The sequence below is a fragment of the Streptomyces atratus genome (assembly GCF_900119365.1).
Taxonomy (GTDB): Bacteria; Actinomycetota; Actinomycetes; order Streptomycetales; family Streptomycetaceae; genus Streptomyces; species Streptomyces atratus_B.
This window is the reverse complement of sequence record NZ_FPJO01000001.1, coordinates 560,000-578,351: the sequence shown is the minus strand read 5'-3', so window position 1 is coordinate 578,351 and position 18,352 is coordinate 560,000. Positions and strand designations below refer to the sequence as shown.

General features: G+C 71.7%; 18 protein-coding genes, 1 other RNA gene and 2 pseudogenes. 13 read left to right on the top strand and 8 right to left on the bottom strand.

The genetic code is table 11. From position 1 onward, the window contains the following. Window positions 1–56: 56 nt before the first annotated feature. The 3 genes from BT364_RS02660 (at window position 57) to BT364_RS02650 (ending at window position 3,049) form a co-directional block, all read left to right on the top strand. Entirely contained in the window at window positions 57–923 is an 867-nt protein-coding gene (locus BT364_RS02660; protein ID WP_072483406.1) for a MaoC/PaaZ C-terminal domain-containing protein, read from the top strand. A 68-nt stretch (window positions 924–991) separates the two neighbouring features. Then, window positions 992–2,068 (top strand): Zn-dependent alcohol dehydrogenase, encoded by a 1,077-nt coding sequence (locus tag BT364_RS02655; protein WP_072483405.1) that lies wholly within the window; start codon window positions 992–994, stop codon window positions 2,066–2,068. A 39-nt stretch (window positions 2,069–2,107) separates the two neighbouring features. Beyond that, window positions 2,108–3,049, top strand: a complete 942-nt coding sequence (locus BT364_RS02650) for a 3-oxoacyl-ACP reductase (RefSeq protein ID WP_072483404.1) — start codon at window positions 2,108–2,110, stop codon at window positions 3,047–3,049. A gap of 385 nt (window positions 3,050–3,434) precedes the next feature. On the opposite strand, the gene BT364_RS02645 is transcribed toward BT364_RS02650, so the two are convergent. Continuing rightward, window positions 3,435–4,730 (bottom strand): hypothetical protein, encoded by a 1,296-nt coding sequence (locus BT364_RS02645; RefSeq protein ID WP_072483403.1) that lies wholly within the window; start codon window positions 4,728–4,730, stop codon window positions 3,435–3,437. 199 nt (window positions 4,731–4,929) lie between these two features. On the opposite strand from BT364_RS02645, the gene BT364_RS02640 reads away from it, so the two are divergent. The 4 genes from BT364_RS02640 (at window position 4,930) to BT364_RS02625 (ending at window position 8,895) form a co-directional block, all read left to right on the top strand. Continuing rightward, on the top strand, window positions 4,930–5,970 hold the full coding sequence (locus tag BT364_RS02640) for an ABC transporter substrate-binding protein (RefSeq protein WP_072483402.1): 1,041 nt from the start codon (window positions 4,930–4,932) through the stop codon (window positions 5,968–5,970). Between the two features lie 83 nt (window positions 5,971–6,053). After that, window positions 6,054–6,896, top strand: a complete 843-nt coding sequence (locus BT364_RS02635) for a Nif3-like dinuclear metal center hexameric protein (protein WP_072483401.1) — start codon at window positions 6,054–6,056, stop codon at window positions 6,894–6,896. Beyond that, window positions 6,893–7,636 carry a zinc ribbon domain-containing protein gene (locus BT364_RS02630; RefSeq protein WP_218172406.1) on the top strand — a complete coding sequence of 248 codons (744 nt, stop codon included), beginning with the start codon at window positions 6,893–6,895 and terminating at the stop codon, window positions 7,634–7,636. The genes BT364_RS02635 and BT364_RS02630 overlap by 4 nt, the downstream gene beginning before the upstream one ends. Continuing rightward, window positions 7,636–8,895 (top strand): bifunctional RNase H/acid phosphatase, encoded by a 1,260-nt coding sequence (locus BT364_RS02625; RefSeq protein WP_072483399.1) that lies wholly within the window; start codon window positions 7,636–7,638, stop codon window positions 8,893–8,895. Before BT364_RS02630 ends, BT364_RS02625 begins: the two co-directional genes overlap by 1 nt. Before the next feature lie 36 nt (window positions 8,896–8,931). Here the strand turns inward: BT364_RS02625 and eda are convergent, their stop codons facing one another. Both eda and yaaA read right to left on the bottom strand, forming a co-directional pair. Further along, window positions 8,932–9,552: a bifunctional 4-hydroxy-2-oxoglutarate aldolase/2-dehydro-3-deoxy-phosphogluconate aldolase gene (gene eda, locus BT364_RS02620; RefSeq protein ID WP_072483398.1), complete on the bottom strand. Its 621-nt coding sequence runs from the start codon at window positions 9,550–9,552 to the stop codon at window positions 8,932–8,934. A 97-nt stretch (window positions 9,553–9,649) separates the two neighbouring features. Further along, window positions 9,650–10,450 (bottom strand): peroxide stress protein YaaA, encoded by an 801-nt coding sequence (yaaA, locus tag BT364_RS02615; RefSeq protein WP_072483397.1) that lies wholly within the window; start codon window positions 10,448–10,450, stop codon window positions 9,650–9,652. Between the two features lie 129 nt (window positions 10,451–10,579). Here yaaA and BT364_RS02610 point away from each other — a divergent pair. After that, window positions 10,580–12,021, top strand: a pseudogene (locus tag BT364_RS02610) (RNB domain-containing ribonuclease). Here the strand turns inward: BT364_RS02610 and BT364_RS02605 are convergent. Continuing rightward, entirely contained in the window at window positions 11,966–12,829 is an 864-nt protein-coding gene (locus tag BT364_RS02605; protein WP_177328004.1) for a hypothetical protein, read from the bottom strand. The pseudogene BT364_RS02610 and the gene BT364_RS02605 overlap by 56 nt on opposite strands. Then, window positions 12,826–13,569, bottom strand: a complete 744-nt coding sequence (locus tag BT364_RS02600; protein ID WP_072483396.1) for a MerR family transcriptional regulator — start codon at window positions 13,567–13,569, stop codon at window positions 12,826–12,828. Before BT364_RS02600 ends, BT364_RS02605 begins: the two co-directional genes overlap by 4 nt. Before the next feature lie 180 nt (window positions 13,570–13,749). Here BT364_RS02600 and BT364_RS02595 point away from each other — a divergent pair, with 180 nt between their 5' ends. Next, window positions 13,750–14,319, top strand: a complete 570-nt coding sequence (locus BT364_RS02595) for a Uma2 family endonuclease (protein WP_072483690.1) — start codon at window positions 13,750–13,752, stop codon at window positions 14,317–14,319. Between the two features lie 55 nt (window positions 14,320–14,374). After that, window positions 14,375–14,776, top strand: an RNA gene (rnpB, locus tag BT364_RS02590) — RNase P RNA component class A. Between the two features lie 162 nt (window positions 14,777–14,938). Here the strand turns inward: rnpB and tgmC are convergent. From tgmC to BT364_RS41295, 3 genes are read right to left on the bottom strand one after another with little or no spacing between them, the layout of a single operon-like run. Beyond that, the gene (tgmC, locus tag BT364_RS02585) at window positions 14,939–15,949 is read right to left on the bottom strand and encodes an ATP-grasp peptide maturase system methyltransferase (protein ID WP_256259555.1); all 1,011 of its coding nucleotides are present in this window, start codon (window positions 15,947–15,949) and stop codon (window positions 14,939–14,941) included. A gap of 4 nt (window positions 15,950–15,953) precedes the next feature. Next, window positions 15,954–16,160 (bottom strand): hypothetical protein, encoded by a 207-nt coding sequence (locus tag BT364_RS02580; protein WP_072483395.1) that lies wholly within the window; start codon window positions 16,158–16,160, stop codon window positions 15,954–15,956. Further along, complete coding sequence (locus BT364_RS41295; RefSeq protein WP_177328003.1) at window positions 16,157–16,324, bottom strand: hypothetical protein; 168 nt, start codon at window positions 16,322–16,324, stop codon at window positions 16,157–16,159. Before BT364_RS41295 ends, BT364_RS02580 begins: the two co-directional genes overlap by 4 nt. A 235-nt stretch (window positions 16,325–16,559) precedes the next feature. Here BT364_RS41295 and BT364_RS42495 point away from each other — a divergent pair. From BT364_RS42495 to BT364_RS02570, 3 genes and pseudogenes are all read left to right on the top strand, one after another. Further along, window positions 16,560–16,688: pseudogene (locus BT364_RS42495) on the top strand (helix-turn-helix domain-containing protein); the annotation flags it as partial. A gap of 141 nt (window positions 16,689–16,829) precedes the next feature. Beyond that, entirely contained in the window at window positions 16,830–17,813 is a 984-nt protein-coding gene (locus BT364_RS02575; protein ID WP_256259571.1) for a trafficking protein particle complex II-specific subunit 120, read from the top strand. A 16-nt stretch (window positions 17,814–17,829) separates the two neighbouring features. Then, window positions 17,830–18,183 carry a hypothetical protein gene (locus BT364_RS02570; RefSeq protein ID WP_072483393.1) on the top strand — a complete coding sequence of 118 codons (354 nt, stop codon included), beginning with the start codon at window positions 17,830–17,832 and terminating at the stop codon, window positions 18,181–18,183. Window positions 18,184–18,352: the final 169 nt, after the last annotated feature.

The window sequence follows — 18,352 nt, the reverse complement described above, 5'->3', positions numbered from 1 at the left end:
CCGACGGTGCGGACGGCCGCGCCGAGGTCTTCCCACCATCAAGGAGCAGCTCTCCCATGCCCATTGATGCCGAAAAGGCTCTCGCCGCCGAACCTCGTTCCACCCGGATCGGCTGGGACCACAAGGACGTACAGCTCTACCACCTCGGGATCGGCGCCGGCTTCGACCCCGACCGTGCCGACTTCGCCGTGGACCCCCACGAGCTGCGCTACACACTGGAGTCCCGGCTCCATGTGCTGCCCTCCTTCGCCACCGTCGCGGGCACGGGCGTCGTCGGCGGACTCTCCTCGCCCGGCATCGACATCGACCTCGCCGCCGTCCTGCACGGCGGGCAGAGCGTACGGGTGCACCGGCCGATCCCGGTACGGGGCGGCGCCGTACAGACCTCGAAGGTCGCCGCGGTGTACGACAAGGGCAAGGCGGCCGTGCTGGTGCTGCGCACCGAGGCCGCCGACGAACAGGGCCCGCTGTGGACCAACGACGCCCAGATCTACGTCCGGGGCGAGGGCGGCTTCGGCGGTGAACGCGGCCCGTCCGAGCGGGTCGCGTATCCCGAGGCCGCCCCGGACCACATCGTGCGGCGGCCCGTCCGGCCGGACCAGGCGCTGCTGTACCGACTCTCCGGGGACTGGAACCCGCTGCACGCCGACCCCGAGTTCGCCGCGCGCGCCGGCTTCGACCGGCCGATCCTGCACGGACTGTGCACCTACGGCATCACGCTCAAGGCCGTCACCGACACGGTCCTCGGCGGCGATGTGACCCGTATCCGCTCCTACCGCACCCGGTTCGCCGGCGTCGTCTTCCCCGGCGAGACCCTCCGCATCGAGATGTGGACCGACGCGAACCAGGTGCGGGTCGAGGTGAGGGCCGTGGAGCGGGACAACGCCATGGTCCTCGGCGACACCTTCGTCGAACACTCCTGACCCGACCCGGACCGACTCCAAGAGGACCGCAGGCCCACGTTCCACACGCCCACGAGGGGAGCCGCACCATGCGCGCAGCCGTACTGCACGAGATAGGCCAGGACAAACTGGAGGTCCTCGACGACGTCGAGGCGGTGGGCTTCGGCCCCGGCAAGGTCAGGCTCCGCATCAGGGCCACCGGACTGTGCCACTCCGACGTCTCGGCGATGAACGGGGTGCTGCCGCAGCCCGCCCCGTTCATCCCGGGCCACGAGGGCGCCGGCGAGGTCCTGGACGTCGGCGACGGCGTCACCGGACTGAGCGCGGGGGACCGGGTGCTGGTCTGCTGGCTGCCCGCCTGCGGGGCGTGCCCGTCCTGCAGGCGCGGCCAGACCCAGCTCTGCCTGGCCGGCTTCATGAACGCGGGCACCCCCAACTTCAAGCGCCCCGGCGGCGATGTATTCGGCTTCGCGGGCACCGGCACCTTCACCGAGGAGGTCGTCGTCGGCGCCGGCTGCGCGGTGCCGATCCCCGACGACGTACCCTTCGAGATCGCCGCGCTGATCGGCTGCGGGGTGACCACCGGACTCGGCGCCGCCATCAACACCGCGCGGGTGGAGGCGGGTTCGTCGGTCGCCGTGATCGGCTGCGGCGGCGTCGGCATCTCCACGATCCAGGGCGCCAGGGTGCAGGGCGCCGCCCAGATCGTGGCCGTGGACCCGGTCGCCTCCCGGCGCGAGGCGGCGCTGCGGTTCGGCGCGACCGAGGCGGTGTCGCCCGACGAGTTCGCCGACGCCAAGCAGCGGATCACCGCGGGCGAGGGCTTCGACTACGTCTTCGAGGTCGTCGGCAAGTCGGCCACCGCGCGCACCGCGTACGAGAACACCCGGCGCGGCGGCACCCTGTGCGTCGTCGGCGCGGGCGCGATGGACGACAACTTCCAGGTCAACATGTTCGAGCTGTTCTTCGACGAGAAGCGGATCCTGCCCTCCATGTACGGGGGAGGCGATGTGCTCCGCTCGTACGAACGGGCCATCGCGCTCTGGCGGGCCGGCCGGATCGACCTCGAATCGATGATCACCCACCGGGTGCGGCTCGAAGGGATCAACGACGCGCTCGACCAGATGCGGACCGGCGAGTCGCTGCGCACCTGCGTCGAGCTCTGACCACCGCCCGCCCCTCCCGAGAGGACTGGAGAGATTCCGATGTCACTTCCCCTGGACGGCATGTCCGCGATCGTCACGGGCGCGGGCCGCGGCCTCGGACGCGCCGAAGCGCTGGAACTGGCGGGGCTGGGCGCGGCCGTGGTCGTCAACGACTACGGGCAGCCGGGCCGCGACGGCTCCGGCGAGGCGTCCGCGACGCCCGCCGAGGAGGTCGCCGAGGAGATCCGGGCCGCGGGCGGCCGGGCGGTCGCGCACCTCGGCGACGTCTCCGACCACGAGCAGGCCCGCGCCCTGGTGGAACTGGCCGTCGAAACCTACGGAAAGCTCGACATCCTGGTCAACAACGCGGGCATCCTGCGCGACCGGATGATCTTCTCGATGACCGAGGACGAGTGGGACTCCGTCATCAGGGTCCACCTCAAGGGCCACTTCAACACCACGCACTTCGCCGCCGCGCACTGGCGCACCCGCTCCAAGGAGTCCGGCGGCCCGGTCCACGGCCGGATCGTCAACACCTCGTCGGAGGCGTTCCTGGCCGGCTCGGCGGGCCAGCCGAACTACGCGGCGGCCAAGGGCGGCATCGTCGGCCTCACCACCTCCACGGCCCTGGCCCTGGCCCGGTACGGAGTCACCGCCAACGTCATCTGCCCACGGGCCCGCACCCGGATGACCGAGGACGTCTTCGCGGGCTTCCAGGAACCGACGGACGGCGGACTCGACGCGCTCGCCCCCGAACACGTCGCGCCACTGGTCGGCTATCTGGCCTCCCCGGCCGCCGCCAAGGTCAACGGGCAGTTGCTCGTAGTGCACGGCGGGATGGTCGCGATCGTCGAACGCCCCAGGGTCGCGGCCAAGTTCGACTCCTCGAAGGAGACGTTCTCCTTCGGCGAGCTGGACGAGCTGATCTCGCCGTACTACGAGGACCGCCCGCCGAACGAGACCTTCGCCGCGGCGGAGGTGCTCGGCCTGAAACGGGGCTGACGGGACAGGAGTCCGGCCACCACGGACACGGGTGGGCCCCGGCAGCCGTCTCCGGCTGCCGGGGCCCACCCGTCCCTCGTTGCTGTTCCGCGCGGTCAGGCCGCCCGGCTGTCCCCCTCGGAGGGGCGGCGGTGGCGGCCGTGCGGCTGTGCAGACGCGTCGTCCATCGACTCACCCCCTCGGTGCTTTCCGGCGCCGCCGGCTTCGGCCCGGTCCGCGTCCGCCGGACGCGTCTGGGTCGTGTCGGTTCGGGCTTCAGACATGTGGGAAGTCACCCCGTTGTGATCGCTTACGTGTGTGTCACCAGGCCGATCACGCCAACCGCAACACGGCGCGGTCACCGTGGGCGACCGCCGGATACGGCTGCGTAGCCCGGGCCCAGATTTTAACCAGGCACCATGCGCCCGGTGAGAGGCGCCTGCCCCAGTGGAATCGGCTTGCACACGGGTAGAGGCGCGGCGGCGGCGGACGGTTGCATACCGCTTTCCGCACCGGGTTCCGCCGACGGCCGTACGCCGTACCCGTCGTCCGCCGGTGCCGCCAGCAGGGCCACACCGCACGCCACGTTCCCGTCGGCGTACGGAAGTCTGAGCACGCCCTCCCGGGTCCACACCCCGCGGCCGGCCTGCCACCCCTGGGGGGCGGCGAGTTGATGCAGCCGGCGCCCGGCCGGGCGCCACACCCCGACCCAGCTGCCCGCCGCCCCGTCGATCCGCAGCGCCACCGCACAGCTCTCCGGCATCAGCACCTGGCCCGGCTGCACGGCGAACGGCGTCACCGCCACATCGGCCGGGCGCAGGCACTCCGGGAAGCGCACCGGCAGACAGCTGCCGAGCACGCCCCACCCCAGCCGGTCGTGTCCCGGCGCGTCCGAGCGGATCAGCAGCAGTCCGCTGTCCGGGTCGGCGAGCAGCAGACGGTCGTTGCTGGCCGGGGCGATCTGCAGCAGCGGCGTCACCTCGCCGCCCCGCTCCAGGTCCACGGCGACCGCCTTGACCGGGCCGCCGCCCGGCATCTCCCGGTCCAGGGCCAGCATCCGGCCCGTCCGGTCCAGCCAGACGCCGCCGGAACAGCGCCCCGGGACCTCCGCGACCGGCTCGGGGCCGTGGACGCCGCCCGCCACCAGCCAGACGGAGGTGGAGTGAGCACCGGCCGACAACGCGTACGCACTCACACCGTCCGGTGTGGGCGGCAGCAGGGTCAGCTCCGCGCATTCCACGGCGCCGAGCGGGAGTTCACCGGTCCCGGGGCCGGTCGGATAGAGCAGCGACACCGCGTGCCGGTCCGCGACCCGGCGCCGGATCAGCACCCGCCCGTCGGCCAGCGGCAGCACCTCGGAGTCCGGCTCCTCCGGCTGGTCGAGGGGGAGCGGTACGGCGTACGGCTCGGGCCCGTCGAGCGTCCAGCGCTCCACGAACCACGCCCCGCCGGCCTCTCCGGGCCCCTCCGCCGCCACTTCCGCGAGCGCGAGCCGGGCCGCGTACGAACCGTCCGCGGCGATCGTGAACGCGGGCGCGGCAGGGGTCGCGCCGAGCGGCGCGCCGCCTCCGTCCGCTCCGTCCGGCGGGTCGTCCGTCGCACCGGGCGCCTCCGGCTCGCTGTCCTCCAAGGCCGCGTCCCCGTGGTCTTCGGCGGCCCCGGTCGCGCCCACGGTCTTGTTCTCGATGGCACAGACAGTCATGGAATGGTCACCTCCGGCAACTGAAGCTAGTTTTCGCACTTCCTGCCGAACAACACGAGATCTGTCACTTCACACATAAGGGTGGCGATGGAGGTGTTTGCCTGAGGGGGAGGGGGCAGCTGTGCTGGGCATGGTGCGAATGAGTAAGGTTAGGCAGCCCTAAGCGTTATTGGTGTGTTCGTTACAACTGGAGCAAGTGATGTCCCTTCGTCGCCGCGGCACCGCCGCAGTCGGCCTGGCGGTGGCTGCCGCCCTCACCCTCTCGGCCTGCGGGAGCGACGACGGGGGGTCGGGCGGCTCGGCCAAGTCCGAGGGCGGCGACAAGAAGGCGGCCGTCGCCACGGGCGGCAAGGACTTCGCCGACGCCGCGAAGAAGACGGCGGAGTACGGGACCGACGCCGAGGCCGGGCAGTTCCCCCGGACCGTCACCCACGCGATGGGAAAGACCGAGATCAAGTCCGCTCCCAAGCGCGTCGTCGTGCTGGACGTCGGTGAGCTCGACAACGTCGTCTCGCTGGGTGTGAAGCCGGTCGGCTACGCCCCCTCCGAGGGTGGCGCGGCCATGCCCTCGTACCTGAAGAAGGAGGCGGGCACCCCGAAGAGCATCGGCACCATCAACAACCTCAACCTGGAGGCCATCGCAGGTCTGAAGCCCGACCTGATCCTCGGCAGCCAGCTGCGCGCGGCCGACAAGTACGACGCGCTCTCCAAGATCGCGCCGACCGTGTTCTCCATCCGTCCGGGCTTCACCTGGAAGGAGAACTACCTCCTCAACGCCGCGGCGCTGGACAGGACGGCCAAGGCCAAGAGCGAGCTCGGCGCCTACGAGGCCAAGGCGAAGAAGCTCGGCGAGGACATCGGCCCGGACAAGCCGGCCATCTCCATGGTCCGCTACATGCCGGACCGGATCCGCCTCTACGCCAAGGCGTCCTTCATCGGCACCATCCTCGACGACGCCGGTCTGCCGCGGCCCAAGAACCAGCAGATCAACGACCTCGCCGTGGAGATCAGCCCGGAGAAGATCGACGAGGCCGACGCCGACTGGATCTTCACCGGCGTCTACGGCGACGTGAAGGCCACCAAGCGGGACACCACCCAGGCCAACCCGCTGTGGAAGAACCTGAAGGCCGTCAAGGAGGGCCGGGCCAAGGACGTCTCCGACGAGACCTGGTACCTCGGCCTCGGTGTCACGGCGGCGAACCTGGTCCTCGACGACCTCCGCGCCGACCTCGTGAAGTAACGATCTCCGCGCAGACCGTGGCGGTCCGCACGGACCGCCACAGCCATGGGCGACGGGGCACGGAGGGCAGGTAGCCTTTGCTTGTGCCCCGTCTGTCTGATGTCCTCGCCGAGCTCGACGCTCTCTGGCCGCCCGAGCGGGCCGAAGGCTGGGACGCGGTCGGTACCGTCTGCGGAGACCCCGGCGCCGTCGTCGACCGGGTGCTCTTCGCCGTCGACCCCGTCCACGAGATCGTCGACGAGGCGATCCGGCTCGGCGCCCAGCTGATCGTCACCCACCACCCGCTCTATCTGCGGGGTACGACGACGGTCGCGGCCGACACCTTCAAGGGCCGGGTCGTGCACACCCTCATCAAGCACGACATCGCGCTGCACGTCGCCCACACCAATGCCGACACCGCCGACCCGGGCGTCTCCGACGCGCTGGCCGGCGCGCTCGACCTGCGCGTCGAGGGCCCGCTCGTACCGGACCCGGCGGACCCCGAGGGGCGGCGCGGCCTGGGCCGGATCTGTGTGCTCGACCACCCCGAGACCCTGGCCGAGTTCGCCGCCCGCGCGGCCGCCCGGCTGCCCGCCACCGCGCAGGGCATCCGGCTCGCCGGCGACCCGTCGGCGACCGTGCGCACCGTCGCCGTCAGCGGCGGCTCCGGCGACAGCCTCTTCGACGCGGTGCGCGCCGCGGGCGTCGACGCCTTCCTCACCGCCGACCTGCGCCACCACCCGGCCTCCGAGGCCATCCAGCATTCCCCGCTCGGCCTGATCGACGCCGCGCACTGGGCCACCGAGTGGCCCTGGTGCGAACAGGCCGCGGCGCAGCTCGACGCGATTTCCGACCGCCACGGATGGGACCTGCGGGTCCACGTCTCGAAGCAGGTCACCGACCCCTGGACCACCACCACCCACCACTCTTCTGGAGCCCCCAACTGAACGCCGCGCCCGCCGACCAGATCCGACTTCTCGACGTCCAGGCCCTCGACGTACGCCTGTCGCAGCTCGCCCACCGGCGCAAGTCGCTGCCCGAGCACGCCGAGATCGAGTCGCTCACCAGCGACCTCGCGCAACTGCGCGACCTGCTGGTCGCCTCGCAGACCGAGGAGAGCGACACCGCCCGCGAGCAGACCAAGGCGGAGCAGGACGTCGACCAGGTGCGCCAGCGCGCCGCCCGCGACCAGCAGCGCCTCGACTCCGGCGCGGTCACCTCGCCGAAGGACCTGGAGAGCCTCCAGCGCGAGATCGCCTCGCTGGCCAAGCGCCAGGGTGACCTGGAGGACGTCGTCCTCGAAGTGATGGAGCGCCGCGAGTCCGCCCAGGAGCGCGTCACGGAGCTGTCCGACCGGGTCTCCGCCGTCCAGGCCAAGACCGATGACGCGACCGCCCGCCGTGACGCCGCGACCAAGGAGCTCGACGCGGAGGCCGCGAGCGTCACCAAGGAGCGCGAGCTGGTCGCCGGTTCGGTCCCCGCGGACCTGCTGAAGCTGTACGACAAGCTCCGCGTCCAGCAGGGCGGGGTCGGCGCCGCCCGCCTCTACCAGCGCCGCTGCGAGGGCTGCCGCCTCGAACTGAACATCACCGAGGTCAACGACGTGAAGGCGGCGTCCCCGGACACCGTCCTGCGCTGCGAGAACTGCCGCCGCATCCTGGTCCGTACGGCGGAGTCGGGCCTGTAATGACCCAGCCGCGCCAGTTCGTCATCGAGGCCGACGGCGGATCCCGGGGCAACCCCGGACCCGCCGGTTACGGAGCGGTCGTCATCGACCCGGTGACGGGGGAGACCCTCGCCGAGGCCGCCGAGTACATCGGCGTCGCGACGAACAACGTCGCCGAGTACAAGGGCCTCATCGCGGGCCTGAAGGCGGCGAAGGCGCTGGTACCGGACGCCTCGGCGGACGGCGCGGTCCAGGTGCGGGTCCGGATGGACTCCAAGCTGGTCGTGGAACAGATGTCGGGCCGCTGGAAGATCAAGCACCCCGACATGAAGCCGCTCGCGGCGGAGGCCGCCAGGATCCTGCCGGCCTCCGCCGTCACGTACGAGTGGATCCCGCGCGAGAAGAACAAGCACGCCGACCGGCTCGCCAACGAGGCGATGGACGCGGGCAGGCGCGGCAAGCAGTGGCAGCCGTCCGCGTCCACCGCCGCCCTCGACGTCCCCCGGCCCTCGGCCACCGCGGACCTCCCCCCGGTGTCCGGTCCGCCCGGCGACGCGGCGGCGGGCGCGGCCAAGGCCCGCGCGGCCCTGGCCTCCCGGCCGGGAGCGGCCTCCCCGGCGGCCCCCCGGGTCGGCTGGGGCGCGGCGCCCGATCTCGGGGCGCCCGCCACCTTCGTACTGCTCCGGCACGGCGAAACGGCCCTCACCCCCGAGAAGCGGTTCTCGGGCAGCGGCGGCAGCGACCCCGAACTCTCGGCGGCCGGCCGCCACCAGGCCGAACGCATCGCCCAGTCGCTGGCCGCCCGCTCCACGATCGAGGAGATCGTCAGCTCCCCGCTGCGCCGCTGCCGCGAAACGGCGGCCGCGGTGGCGGCCCGGCTCGGCCTGGAGGTCCGGATCGAGGACGGCCTGCGCGAGACGGACTTCGGCGCCTGGGAGGGCCTGACCTTCGCCGAGGTACGTGAGCGCTACGGCCCCGACCTGGACGCCTGGCTGGCCTCCGCGAAGGCGGCCCCCACCGGCGGCGGCGAGAGCTTCGCCGAGGTCGCCCGCCGGGTGTCAGCCACCCGCGACCGCCTCATCACCCGCTACGCGGGCCGCACGGTCCTCCTGGTCACCCATGTGACCCCGATCAAGACCCTGATCCGACTGGCACTCGGCGCCCCGCCCGAGGCCCTGTTCCGGATGGAACTCTCGGCGGCCTCGGTCTCGGCGGTGGCGTACTACGCGGACGGGAACGCGTCGGTCCGACTGCTGAACGACACGTCGCACTTGCGGTAGGGCCTGTCCGGCGCAGATCGGGGCCGGGCGGGGGCGTCAGCCGCGCAGCGCCGACGCCTCGCTCGCCAGCCGCTCCACCCGCGCCCAGTCCTTCGCCGCGACCGCGTCCGCCGGAACCATCCAACTGCCGCCCACGCAACCGACGTTGGGCAGCGCGAGATAAGACGGGGCGGAGCCGAGGGAGATGCCGCCCGTCGGGCAGAAGCGGGCCTGCGGCAGCGGTGCGGAGAGCGCCTTCAGATATGCCGTGCCGCCGGCCGCCTCGGCCGGGAAGAACTTCATCTCCGTGACCCCGCGCTCCAGCAGCGCGACCACCTCGGACGTCGTGGAGACACCCGGCAGGAACGGCACCCCCGACGCCTTCATCGCGTCCAGCAGCTGGTCCGTCCACCCGGGACTGACCAGGAACCGGGCCCCAGCGACGACGGTGTCGGCGACATTCCGTACGGAGATGACCGTGCCGGCCCCGACCACCGCGTCCGGCACCTCGGCCGCGATCGCCGCGATCGCGTCCAGCGCCGCGGCGGTGCGCAGTGTCACCTCGATGGCCGGGAGCCCGCCCGCGACCAGGGCCCGGGCGAGCGGCACCGCGTCGGCGGCGTCCTCCAGGACGACTACGGGCACGACGGGGGCGAGGTCCAGCACAGGGGAGGTCATGGGCTCATCTTGCCGCGACGTACGCACCGTAAGCAACGAGCGTTGCACATGATGCAACACGCAGAGCTCGACGACCCAGCCGCAGCCGGTCGACGGCTCAGTGAATCTCCGTCACCACGACATCGAGCGACCACGCCCGCCCGGCCCGTGCCGGAGCCTCGGCGTCCACCACGTACCCGAGCCCGCGCAAGGTCTCCACCAGCTCCGCGGGCCCCTTCGGCCGCGCACCGGAGACCAGCAGATCGCGGACCATCCGCCCCTTCGTCGCCTTGTTGAAGTGGCTGACCACCGACCGCTTCTCGACCCCGTCCACCAGCTGGGAGTGCAGCACCCGCACGCTCGCCGTGCGCTCCGCCACCTCGCCCTTCGGCTTCCACGCCGCGGTGTAGGCGGAGGACCGCAGGTCCAGGACGAGCCCGTCCCCGGCCGCCTCCGGCATCACCTGCGCCATCGGGTCACGCCAGTACGCCCCGAGCGCGCCCAGGCCCGGCAGCTTCACACCCATCGAGCAGCGGTACGAAGGAATCCGGTCGCCCACCCGCACCGCGCCCCACAGCCCGGAGAAGACCAGCAGCGACTTCCCGGCCCGCCGCTTGGCCGCCGCGTCCAGGGAGGCCAGGTCCAGCGCGTCGTACAGCACGCCCGTGTAGATCTCCCCGGCCGGACGCGTCCCGGCCGTCCAGAGCTCCACGTTCTTCGCGATCTCGCCGCGCAGCCCCTCGCTCAGCCCGAGCACCTCGCGGGCCTTCTCCTGGTCCGCCGCGCACAGCTCGACCAGCTCGTCGAGAACCGCCGCCCGCGCCCCGGCCAGGCCCGGAAGCGACAGCGACTCCGGCTTCAGGGGCACCCCGCGCCCCGAGGCGGCCTTTCCTTCGGAGGGCGGCAACAGCACGAGCACGGCGGTTCTCCTTCGTACGCACAGTCGGGGCGACGGGACCAGGCCCCCGCGCCAGCGTACGGGCACGCCGGGACCGGCCGGGCCGCCACCCGGGATGCCGCCCGCCCCGCCCCGCCATACGCTCGGTCCATGCCCCGCCGCCATCTCCGAATGACCGGGACGCCCGACACTCCGCTGGGGGCGTCCCTGCGCAAACTGCGCACCGAGCTCGGCCTTCCCGACGACTTCCCGCCCGAGGTCCTCGCCGAAGCGGCACAAGCGGCGAAGGACCCGGCGGTATCGGCCCACGAGGACGCGACGGACCTGCCGTTCCTCACCATCGACCCGCCCACCTCGACCGACCTCGACCAGGCCATGTACCTCGGACGCCGCCGACGCGGCTACCGGGTGCACTACGCCGTCGCCGATGCCGCCGCCTTCGTACGCCCCGGCGGCGCACTCGACACCGAGGCCCACCGCCGGGTGACGCCCTCTACTTCCCCGACGGCAGAGTGCCGCTCCACCCCACCCTGCTCTCCGAGGGCGAGGCCAGCCTCCTGCCGGGGCGGACCCGACCCGCCGTGCTCTGGCGGATCGACCTCGACACCGAGGGCGGCACCGTCGCCACCTCGGTGCGCCGGGCCCTCGTCCGCAGCCGCGCCAAGCTCGACCACGCGGGCGTCCAGCGGCAGATCGACACCGGCACCGCCGAGGAACCCCTCGCCCTGCTCCGCGACATCGGACGGCTCCGCGAGGAGCAGGAGGTCGCCCGCGGCGGCATCTCCCTCAATGTGCCCGAGCAGGAGATCGTCCAGCGCGACGGCGGCTACGGCCTGGAGTACCGCGCCCCGCTGCCCGCCGACGGCTGGAACGCCCAGATCTCCCTGCTGACCGGCATGGCCGCCGCCCATCTCATGACCGAGACCGGCACCGGCATCCTGCGCACCCTGCCGGTCGCCCCGGACGGCGCCGTGGCCCGGCTCCGCCGCTGTGCCGAGGCGCTGCACATCGACTGGCCGCACCACGTCCCGTACGCCCAGGTCGTCCGCTCCCTCGACCCGCGGAAGGCCGACCACGCCGCGTTCCTCCAGGAGTGCACCACCCTGCTGCGCGGCGCCGGCTACACCGTCTTCGAGCACGGCGGACTCCCCACCCCCGCCGTCCACGCCGCCGTCGCCGACCTCTACACGCACTGCACCGCCCCGCTGCGCCGCCTCGTCGACCGGTACGCGACCGAGCTGTGCCTGGCCGCCGTCGCGGAACAGGACCCGCCCGAGTGGGTCCGCGCCGCCCTGCCCGGCCTGCCGAAGGAGATGGCGAACGGGACCGGGCGCGCCAACACCGTCGAGCGCGAGTGCGTCGACCTGGTCGAGGCCGCGCTGCTCAAGGACCGGATCGGCGAGGTCTTCGAGGCGTACGTGGTCGACGTGTCGGAGCAGGAACCCACCACCGGCACCGTCCACATCGACGACCCGGCCGTCGTCGCCCGGATCGAGGGCGGCGACGCGAAGCTCCCGCTGGGGGAGCGGCTGCGGGTCAGGCTGGCCCGGGCGGATCCTGGTTCGGCGAAGGTGCTCTTCGCCCCCGCGTGAGCGCGGCCACGGCGGCCCCCGGATCATCCGCGTGGAACCGGACCACCCGCGCCCACTCCCGTTTCCCCAGTGGCCGTACGAACTCCACCGGACCGGCCAGCTCCACGGTCACCGTCGTCTGACCGCCCACGACCAGGTCGAGCACCCCGTCCGCGCCCAGCCGCACCGGCCCGCCCTCGGGGAAGCGCCGCTCGACCCGCGCCCCGGTGACCGCACCGGCCGGAATCCGCAGGTCGAACAGCCCGCCGTAGCGAATCCGCAGCGCGCCGTCGGCGTCCACCACATGCGGCCGGGTCACGCACGCGGCATGGAAGGCGAGCACCAGGACCACCCCGTACACATCGAGCACGAGCAGAACCCTGTGCACGACCGGCCACGGGATCAGCAGCGCCAGCATCACCGTCTCGACCAGAGCGACGAAGACCAGGCCGTACATCATGGCGGTCTGCGGCCCGGTGTACGGGACGGCAAGGGCACCCTCCGGCACGCCATGACGCCTCCGCAGCACCCACAGCCCGAGACTGCGCAGGGCGCGCACCTCGTGGGCGACGAGACGGCGCACCTTCTCGGGCACGACGGTACGGAGCGCCGCACCCATCGCCTCCCGCCGCCCGGCACCCGCGCGCCGGCCCACGAGCCAGAGCCGCCACAGGACCGCGCCCTCGAACCCGAGCGCGGCGACCACCAGGGCCTCGGCACCGAGCAGAACCGCACCCGGTATCCGGACCCCCGCCAGCAGGCAGCCGCCCAGACCCAATTCGACAGCCGGCACAGCCCCCACGGCATACCGTGCAATCCGCACGCTCATCCTGTTCCCCTCTCCGCCACGCGGGCCGCCAGGGCCGCCATCACCCGGCGCACCACCTCGGCCTGCGCGGGCGCGTAGTCGTCGAGCAGCGCCTCACCGAGCCCCGTCATGACCGGCCCGTCCGAGGGGATCGCCGCCAGCACCCCGTCCGGCACGGCAGCCGCCAGATCGGCGGCGAGCGGGGGAATCCGGGGATCGTCCACGGCCGCCCCGTCGAGTGCGTCCAGCCGCTCGTACAGCGCGTGCACGGCCGGGTCCTCGGCCAGCGGTGCCAGCGCGGCGTAGATCTCGCCGCCGACGCCCGTGGTGTCCAGCAGTACGAGATGCTCACGGTCCTTGGCGGCCATGGGGGAGCCGGTCGTCGGCACCGTACCCAGCAGCTCGGCGAGGGCCGGCGACACGGGCTCCTCGGCGGAGACCGGCCCGTCCAGCAGCCGGGCCAGCCGGCGCCGCCGCTCCCGGATCCCGCTCTCCTGCCGGGCCAGATCCGCGTCCAGCTCAGCCAGCACGTCCATGAGCTCGCGCCCCGCCGCATCGGCGAGCACGTCCCGCACCTCGTCCAGCCCGAGCCCGAGCTCGGTGAGCCGCCGGATCCGGGCCAGCACCACGGCGTCGCGCACGCTGTAGACGCGGTAGCCGTTGGACCGGCGACCGGGCTCGGGAAGCAACCCGACGTGGTGGTAGTGCCGGATCGCCCGCGAGGTGACCCCGACGAGCGCGGCTATCTCTCCGATGCGCATGAGGCCAGTAGAAACCTTGACGCTGCGACAGGGTCAAGCGCGCACCGCACCCCTCCGTGTCCGACAACTCCGCACCCGCCTGTGCCACGATCGAGGGGCGTACTCCCATCTCACGGACGGGCGGGTCCATCGATGTCCCAATCTGGCGAGCGACCGAGGAAGGGGCGTGACATGACAGCCATGCCGCATGAACCGCTCACGCAGGCGGACGTCCTGCTGGAGGGCTTCCTGGCGCTGGATACGCCGGAGGGCTTCCGCGCCGAGCTGATCGAGGGGGAGATTGTCGTGACGCCGCCGCCGGACGGGGACCACGAGGACTACATCAGCCTGATCATGAAGCAGGTGATCAGGCTGGCCCGGACCGATATGGACTTTTCCGGGAACAAAGGGCTGAAGCTGGCGAGCGGCGGACGCTGCCCCAAGAACCATGTCATTCCCGACGGCACCTTCGCCCCCACCGAACTGCGTCTGTACCGGGGAGCCGACCCCTGGATGCCGTGCGAGGGAGTGGCCCTCGTCGTCGAGGTCACCTCGACCAAGCCCCGGGCCGACCGCACGGACAAGCGTCACTGCTACGCCCGCGGCCCCATCCCGCTCTACCTCCTGGTCGACCGGGAGCAGTCCTCGCTGACGCTGTTCAGCGACCCGGAGGGCGACGACTACCGCCAGCACTGCACGATCCCGTTCGGTAAGCGGCTCGCTCTCCCGGTGCCGTTCGCCTTCGACCTGGAGACCGAGGAACTCATCTGAACCCGGCCCCGATCGGTGGCCCTCTCCGGACGGGTAGCATGGTCGGCACGGCAGACGAGCCGGGCGGACGGCCGCGTGGGGATCCCCGGATCTCCCCGAGGAACGTCCGGGCTCCACAGGGCAGGGTGATGGCTAACGGCCACCCGGGGTGACCCGCGGGACAGTGCCACAGAAAACAGACCGCCGGGGACTTCGGCCCTCGGTAAGGGTGAAACGGTGGTGTAAGAGACCACCAGCGCCTGAGGTGACTCAGGCGGCTAGGTAAACCCCACCCGGAGCAAGGTCAAGAGGGGCCGCCGCAAGACGGCCCTGCGCGAATGATCGAGGGCTGCCCGCCCGAGTTCGCGGGTAGACCGCACGAGACCGGCAGCAATGCCGGTCCTAGATGGATGGCCGTCTCCCCGGCCGCCGCGAGGCGACCGGGCGACAGAACCCGGCGTACAGCCCGACTCGTCTGCCGCCTAAGGCTTCTGACCAGCGAAACCGCAGGTCAGGGGCCTTTTGGCAGGGAGCAACGGGCCTCGTCCCACCCCGTTCCGTCCCGGTTCGAACCGGACCGCACGGCTACGTAGACCCCCCTGGACAGCGGTTCGTCGTCCATGAACGAAGGCTGAGCGGCTCAGGCGATCCGGTGCTCCCAGCGCAGTGACGGGTTCCGGTCGATCCAGTACAGGTGGGATGTGGGCGTCACGTGGAGCCGGACGGAGTCGACGTCCGGCGTCCCCGCGTCCTGCCAGGCCACGAGGGAACGCTCGACTTCGTCCCACAGGGCCACGGGACCACCCTGGCGGACGGTCCAGGCCGCGCCGGAGGGGAGGAACGCGGCGAACGACTCCCGCTCAGGGTCGAACAGGTACCGCAAGGGCGAGCCGTCGCCGTGGGTGGCGCGGACGAACTGCGCACCGGGCGCCGCGAGTTGAGTGAGGAAGGCGGGCATCCACTCCTCCAGGACGAGAGGAGATACCAGGGCGGTCCGCTCGCTGTCCGCATAGGCGGTCCGGGCGGAGAGGTCGCCCGCCACGGGCGTCACCGCCTGGGCCCGTGCCTGCATGAAGCAGGAGCGTCCGATGATCGTGCCCTCGGCGGTACCGTCCTCGCCGACGGTGACCTTCGCGAGGCCGGTTCCCCAGGGCCAGGAACCGACCGTGCCGAGGATGATGCCACCGGGCTTCGCCTGCCGGACCCATGTGTACGGGATGCGGCGGACCGCGCAAGTGGCGATGACCCGGTCGTACGGCGCCCGGTGCGGATGGCCGAGAAGCCCGTCGCCCGTCACCGTCCACGTCGAGTAGCCGACGGTTTCCAGGGCGGCATCCGCGCGTGCTGCCACCTGAGGGTCGACCTCGATGGTGGTGACGTTGTCCTCGCCGAGGTAGTGGCACATCAGGGCCGTGGAGTAGCCGGTGCCCGTGCCGATCTCCAGGACATGGTGTTCCGCCTTGAGGTCCAGGGCCTCGATCATGCCGACGACCGTGGTCGGGTCGGTCGACGACGACGTGGGCACGCCCGCGACGGGTTCACCGCTCTGGTCGGCGGTGAGGTGGCCGTCGAGCTGAGTGGTGAGGGGGAGGGGTCGGGCGCTTTTTTCTCCACCCGCGCCGGCAGGGTGCGAACGACGGTCCGTGGGCACCGGCTCAGAGGCGAGCGGTCTGGATGTTGTCGGCTGAGGTCGTCCACTCGACGCCACTCTCGGGCCGGATGTGCGCGACCCGAACAGTGCCGTGGCTGTGGAGCTCGTGCGTGACGGCGACGAGCACACCCTCCCCGCGCGAGGCGACGTCGCGGACGTTCATGTTCAGCAGCGGGTGCTGCTCGTAGCCGTCGGGGCCGACCGGGTTCACGTCTTCGTCTCCTGCCGGGTCTCGCTGCGGCGCATGAACTTCTCCCAGCCGATGGCCGCACGTTTCCGCAGAGCTCGGCTCGGCGCACCCGGTCGGGGCTCCGGCGGCGTGTACGTACGGCCACTGGCGCCGGGGTTCCTACGGGGCAGTTCGGATGTTGTCACGCGGTCGCTCCTCTCTGATGGGGCAGCAGCAGCTGGCCGCAGCCGGGACGGGACGGGGCGCGCGGCCCGCTGCCTCAGGGGAGCCGCCCGGAGGGTCCTTCAACCTCCGAGCGGCGTGTGACCAGTGAACGACGATCCGTTACCGTCTCCCAGAGCGGACTCCGCGCATTGCCCAGGCTTTTTCCGGGCATCGGGTGTTGCGAGTGAGGAAGGTGCTCTTCGTGAGGGGAGTCCAATGGCTTTAAGGCGTAGGCGCTTTGCCGAGCGGCGGGTGGCAAAGGGTTACTCTCAGGAGGAATTCGCAGAAGCGCTTATGGTGGCCGCGTCCACCGTGGTCCGTTGGGAAAGTGGCCGTGCCACCCCACAACCGCACCAACGGCCCAAGATCGCCAGCCTGTTAGGAGCCACCCTCTCCGAGCTGGAAGGGCTTCTCTTCGAAGAACAGCCGGCCGAAACCGCCGTGCTTCCTGACACCCCACCCCTCCTCCACGGTGATGATGACGATATGAAGCGCCGCGATGTCCTGGGTCTGCTCGCCGTCACGGGCGCGCTGGTCACCCTGCCCGGTTCGGACGAGGCCCCCCGAGGACACACAGTGGCGGCGCTCCTGGAGACAGGGGAGGAGCTGCACCGCAGTCTGTGGCAGGTCTTCACCCTCTCGGACTCCAAGCCGACCGTCTTCCCGGCGGTCCGCAAGCAGCTCGACGTCCTGACGAAGGGCCTGGCCGAGGCGCGTACCGCAGCGGACCGGGCCCGGCTGTGCACGATGACGGCCGACCTCTACCAGCTCGCCGGCGAACTCTTCTTCGACGCCAACCGGTACACCGACGCCGCCCAGTGCTACACGCTGGCTGCCAACGCTGCCCATGCCGGTGGCGACCACGACCTCTGGGCCTGTGCCATGACCCGCCACGCCTACGTCGAGCTGTACGCGCGCCGCGCGCCCGCTGCCCAGCCCCTGCTGGCGGTGGCCTCCCGGATCGCCCGGCGGGGCGACAGTGCACTGTCCACCCGCCACTGGGTCGCCGTCGTCCAGGCCCAGGTGTGCGCGGCCATGGGCGACATCGACGGCTGCGCCCGGGCCCTCGACGAAGCCGAGAAGGTGCACTCCCTCGACGGCCACTCCCACAACGGCGGCTGGCTCCGCTTCGACGGTTCCCGCCTCCCCGAGGAACGAGGGGCCTGCTACCTCCAGCTCGGCCGTCCCGACCTCGCGGAAGATGTCCTCACCACAGCCCTCGCCCAACCGCTGTCCCTGCGCCGTCGCGCCGCCGTACTGAGCGACCTTGCCGTCCTCGGGGCCCACCGGGGTGACGTCGATCAGGTCGTGCAGTACGCGGAGGTAGTGCTTGGCCTGGCCGACCGGTCGAACTCGGGATTCATCGGCAAGAAACTGGACGGACTTCGAGGGCGTCTTGCTCCGCTCATGCCCAATGGTCGAGTCTCGGATCTGGATCACCGAATCGCGGCGCTTTCGCGCACCGCATGACGAGAGGGACACGTGCATGAGTGACGGTCGGATCTTCCGCGAGGCGTGGATCGCCAGTGTGAACAAGCACTACCCTGGTGAGCCGAAGCCCGGCTACGTCACTCCGTGGGACGAGACGCCCGAGTGGGAGCGCGAGGCTGCCGCCGCCGTATACGGACAGGTGCGCGACTTCATCAGGATCAGCGAAGGGCACGCCACACGGCTCACCCGCGAGCAGAAGAGCCGCTTCGTCGCGATCTGCTGGACCGCCCAGATGTTCAAGCATTTCGAGGACCCGAAGCCCGGATACGTCGCTGACTGGGATGACCTGCCGACCTGGCAGCAGGAGACGGACTCGGACATCTTCGAGCGCATCGAGCAGACCGTCTGAACCCTGAGAACGACGAAGCCCCCGTCCGGGCCGCTCCGGGGCGGGGGCGTCTCCTCACGTAGCCATCAAGGTAGCCACAGAAGCGCCCTCTCTGCGCGTTTGCACAGGTCATAGCGTTGCGGTAGCTCTCCCCGGCGTACAGCCCGACTCGTCTGCCCCTTCGGGCTCC

Bases quoted from the DNA above. Each gene is read 5' to 3' on its own strand.
- BT364_RS02655 (WP_072483405.1), top strand. From the start codon at position 992: ATGCGCGCAGCCGTACTGCACGAGATAGGCCAGGACAAACTGGAGGTC.
- BT364_RS02575 (WP_256259571.1), top strand. From the start codon at position 16,830: ATGAAGCGCCGCGATGTCCTGGGTCTGCTCGCCGTCACGGGCGCGCTG.
- eda (WP_072483398.1), bottom strand. From the start codon at position 9,552: ATGACCTCCCCTGTGCTGGACCTCGCCCCCGTCGTGCCCGTAGTCGTC.
- BT364_RS02650 (WP_072483404.1), top strand. From the start codon at position 2,108: ATGTCACTTCCCCTGGACGGCATGTCCGCGATCGTCACGGGCGCGGGC.
- BT364_RS02570 (WP_072483393.1), top strand. From the start codon at position 17,830: ATGAGTGACGGTCGGATCTTCCGCGAGGCGTGGATCGCCAGTGTGAAC.
- BT364_RS02595 (WP_072483690.1), top strand. From the start codon at position 13,750: ATGCCGCATGAACCGCTCACGCAGGCGGACGTCCTGCTGGAGGGCTTC.
- BT364_RS02605 (WP_177328004.1), bottom strand. From the start codon at position 12,829: ATGAGCGTGCGGATTGCACGGTATGCCGTGGGGGCTGTGCCGGCTGTC.
- BT364_RS02660 (WP_072483406.1), top strand. From the start codon at position 57: ATGCCCATTGATGCCGAAAAGGCTCTCGCCGCCGAACCTCGTTCCACC.
- BT364_RS02600 (WP_072483396.1), bottom strand. From the start codon at position 13,569: ATGCGCATCGGAGAGATAGCCGCGCTCGTCGGGGTCACCTCGCGGGCG.
- BT364_RS02625 (WP_072483399.1), top strand. From the start codon at position 7,636: ATGACCCAGCCGCGCCAGTTCGTCATCGAGGCCGACGGCGGATCCCGG.
- BT364_RS02645 (WP_072483403.1), bottom strand. From the start codon at position 4,730: ATGACTGTCTGTGCCATCGAGAACAAGACCGTGGGCGCGACCGGGGCC.
- BT364_RS02640 (WP_072483402.1), top strand. From the start codon at position 4,930: ATGTCCCTTCGTCGCCGCGGCACCGCCGCAGTCGGCCTGGCGGTGGCT.